This window comes from Methylobacterium sp. CCH5-D2, from assembly GCF_001556475.1.
GTDB lineage: Bacteria > Pseudomonadota > Alphaproteobacteria > Rhizobiales > Beijerinckiaceae > Methylobacterium > Methylobacterium hispanicum.
The window spans coordinates 1-3,740 of the sequence record NZ_LSIX01000109.1 but is presented as its reverse complement, the minus strand read 5'-3'; the positions used below and the strand labels follow the sequence as shown (position 1 = coordinate 3,740).

The 3,740-nt window shown below is 70.7% G+C and carries 3 protein-coding genes; 2 read left to right on the top strand and 1 reads right to left on the bottom strand.

Annotation, left to right across the window (positions count from 1 at the left end; all coding sequences use genetic code 11):
* Nucleotides 1-87: 87 nt before the first annotated feature.
* A complete protein-coding gene (locus AX737_RS02280; RefSeq protein ID WP_066918683.1) occupies nt 88-498 on the bottom strand; it encodes a hypothetical protein in 411 nt (136 codons plus the stop codon).
* A gap of 91 nt (nt 499-589) precedes the next feature.
* On the opposite strand from AX737_RS02280, the gene recO reads away from it, so the two are divergent.
* The gene (recO, locus tag AX737_RS02275; RefSeq protein ID WP_066918681.1) at nt 590-1,306 is read left to right on the top strand and encodes a DNA repair protein RecO; all 717 of its coding nucleotides are present in this window, start codon (nt 590-592) and stop codon (nt 1,304-1,306) included.
* 47 nt (nt 1,307-1,353) lie between these two features.
* Nucleotides 1,354-3,603, top strand: coding sequence for a DNA topoisomerase IV subunit A (gene parC, locus AX737_RS02270; protein WP_066918679.1), 2,250 nt, complete (start codon nt 1,354-1,356; stop codon nt 3,601-3,603).
* Nucleotides 3,604-3,740: the final 137 nt, after the last annotated feature.

Below are 3,740 nucleotides of genomic sequence, written 5' to 3'. Positions count from 1 at the left end.
CCGGGGCGGCGCGTGGGCAGGTTTGTGCATGCTTTGTTCCCGCATGTCAAGACTTATCTCGCGCGATAGGCGTTCAATCTTATCGCATCAGCCGGCCCGATTACCGAGCGTCTCGAGTTCCGGAAACGGCTCGGTCCGGTGCCCGGTGCACGCCTCGTCGTCGTCGATCACCGCGAGCGCGCCCTTGTCCACCCGCACCACGATCTTCGGCTTCTCGGGCTTGCCGAAGGTCCGGCCCTTCATCTGCGCGGAGACGCAGTAGAGCGTGCGGCCCGCATCCTCGAACGGCCCGGCGATCCGCGCGTGAACGAACCGCACCGGGATCAGCGAGACCGCGCCGAAGGCGACCTGCCGCAGAGCGAGCGCCGCGACGCGCTCGCGGATGCCGCCGGCCGCCGGGGCATCCGGCGCGGCGCGGGCTCCCATGCAGCCGCCGAGCGGCAGCGCGACGGCGAGGACGGCCAGGACAGCCAGGACGGTCAAGACCGGGCAGCGCATGCGAATCTCCCCCTAACGGCAGGAGAATAGACCGCAGCACGGCCTGAACGGAACGGGTGCCGGACGACGCCGGAGCGCTTATCTCTACGCCATGCAGTGGACCGACGAGGGCATCGTCCTGGGCGTGCGCCGGCACGGGGAGACCGGCGCGGTGCTGGAGGCGCTGACGCGCGAGCACGGGCGCCATCTCGGCCTCGTCCATGGCGGCCGCTCGCGGCGGATGCAGCCCGTGCTCCAGCCGGGCAACCGGGTCCGGCTGACCTGGCGCGCCCGACTCGATGACGGGCTCGGCAGCTACCGGGTCGAGCCCGAAGAATCCGCGGTCTCGCGCCTGATCGGCTCCTCGCTCGCCCTCTACGGCGTCACCCACATGGCGGGCCTGCTGCGCCTGCTGCCCGAGCGCGACCCGCACCCGGCGCTCTACGAGGCCGCCCGGATCCTGATCGAGACGCTCGACGACCCCGACGTCGCGCCGCCCCTGATGGTGCGCTTCGAACTCGCCGTGCTCTCCGAACTCGGCTTCGGGCTCGATCTCGGCGCCTGCGCGGCGACCGGCTCGAACGACGCCCTCGTCTACGTCTCGCCCCGAACCGGCCGGGCGGTGAGCGCGTCCGCGGGCGAGCCCTACCGCGACCGGCTGCTGCCCCTGCCGGGCTTCCTCGTCGGCGCGGGACTGGGGCCGGACGACGTTACCAAGGGGTTTACCTTGACGGGCTACTTCCTCAACCAGCACATCTGGGGCCCCCGGGCCCTGCCGGTGCCGGAGGAGCGGGCACGGTTCGTCGCACTCAGCCTGCGTGACGGCTGACGATGTTCATGTTATGTTCCGCGTAAGTCACTGAGGTTGGAGCCGTCATGGGACAGCCCTTCGAGCCGCCGTCCGGCGACGGCATCGAGAGCGTCGAGCTGAAATCCGCGCTGGAGGAGCGCTACCTCGCCTACGCGCTCTCCACGATCATGCACCGGGCGCTGCCGGACGCGCGGGACGGCCTGAAGCCCGTGCACCGGCGCATCCTCTACGGCATGCGGCTCCTGCGCCTCGACCCGACCACCGCGCACAAGAAGTGCGCCAAGATCGTCGGCGACGTGATGGGCGACTTCCACCCGCACGGCGACCAGGCGATCTACGACGCGCTGGTGCGGCTCTCCCAGGACTTCGCCCAGCGCTACCCGCTGGTCGATGGCCAGGGCAATTTCGGCAACATCGACGGCGACGGCCCGGCCGCCTACCGCTACACCGAGGCGCGCCTCACCGAGGTCGCGCGGCTGCTGCTCGACGGAATCGACGAGGACACGGTCGATTTCCGCCCCTCCTACAACGGGGAGAAGGAGGAGCCGATCGTCCTGCCGGCGGCGTTCCCGAACCTGCTCGCCAACGGCAGCCAGGGCATCGCGGTCGGCATGGCGACCTCGATCCCGCCCCACAACGCGGCCGAGCTCTGCGACGCGGCGCTCTACCTGATCAACCACCCCGAGGCGACCTCCGGGCAACTCGCCAAGTTCGTGCAGGGGCCGGACTTTCCGACCGGCGGCATCCTGGTCGATTCGGCGGCCTCGATCGCCGAGGCCTACCGCACGGGCCGCGGCGCCTTCCGGGTGCGCGCGCGCTGGTCGAAGGAGGATCTCGGCCGCGGCACCTGGAACATCGTCGTCACGGAGATCCCCTACGGCATCCCGAAGGCGCGGCTCATCGAGAAGATGGCCGAGCTGCTGCAGGAGAAGAAGCTGCCGCTGCTGGCCGACGTGCGCGACGAGTCGGCGGAGGACGTGCGCGTCGTGCTGGAACCGCGCTCGCGCAGCGTCGATCCGGTCATCCTGATGGAATCGCTGTTCCGGCTGACCGAGCTTGAGGCCCGCATCCCGCTCAACCTCAACGTACTGGTGGACGGGCTGGTACCGCGGGTGATCGGCTTGGCCGAGTGCCTGCGGCAGTGGGTCGATCACCGCCGCGTGGTGCTGCAGCGCCGCTCGCGCTTCCGCCTCGGCCAGATCGAGCGGCGCCTGGAGATCCTGGGCGGCCTGCTCATCGTCTACCTCGACCTCGACGAGGTGATCCGCATCATCCGCGAGGAGGACGAGCCGAAGGCCGCCCTCATCGCCCGCTTCGACCTCACCGAGATCCAGGCCAACGCCATCCTCGACACGCGGCTGCGCTCGTTGCGCCGGCTCGAGGAGATGGAGCTGAAGCGCGAGTTCGAGGCGCTGACCGCCGAGAAGGCCGAGATCGAGGGCCTGCTCGGCTCCGACGAGCGGCAGTGGAAGACGGTCCAGGCCCAGATCCGGGCCGTGAAGAAGACCTTCGGGCCCGAGACCAAGCTCGGCCGCCGCCGCACGACGCTCGAGAACCCGCCCGACACCGCGGGCGTCGACTTCACCTCCGCGCTCGTCGAGCGCGAGCCGATCACCGTGATCGTCTCGGAGAAGGGCTGGATCCGGGCGCTGAAAGGCCACGTCGCCGACCTCTCGGGCGTCGCCTTCAAGGGCGACGACGCCCTGAAGATCGCCTTCCCGAGCGAGACGACCGCCAAGGTCCTGCTGCTCGCCTCCAACGGCAAGGTCTTCACCATCGAGGCCTCCAAGCTGCCGGGCGGGCGCGGCTTCGGCGACCCCGTGCGGCTGATGGTCGATCTCGACGACGGCACCGAGGTTGTGGCCGCGCTGCCCTACCGGCCCGAGAGCCGCCTGCTGATCGCGGGCTCGGACGGGCGCGGATTCCTGGCGCCCTCCGACGCGCTGGTCGCCAACACCCGCAAGGGCAAGAGCGTGCTGGGCCTCGACGGGGACGCGACCGCCGCGCTCCTCGTGCCCGCGGGGGAGGGCGACCACGTCGCGGTCTGCACCGCCGACAAGCTGCTGCTGGTCTTCCCCATCACCGAGCTGTCCGAACTCGCCCGCGGCAAGGGCGTGCGGCTGCAGCGCTGCCGCCAGACGGTGCTCTCGGGCGCCCACGTCTTCCGGCTCGCCGAGGGCCTGCCCTGGCGCGACAGTGCGGGCCAGAGCCGGCTCGCCAACCAGGGCCTCCTGGAGAAGTGGATGGGCCACCGCTCGGACGCGGGCAGCCTGATGACCCGCAGCTTCCCGAAGTTCGAGCGCTTCGGGGCGTAGGCTCCGAAATCTCCCCCGCAGAGCAGGGGGATCGCTGATGCCGAGCACGTCTCGAGACGGATCGGGCGCGGGTCCCCTCTGCCTATGGGCAGGGCGATCGCATATGCCGAGCGAGCCTAGCCCCGGTCAGGCGCGGG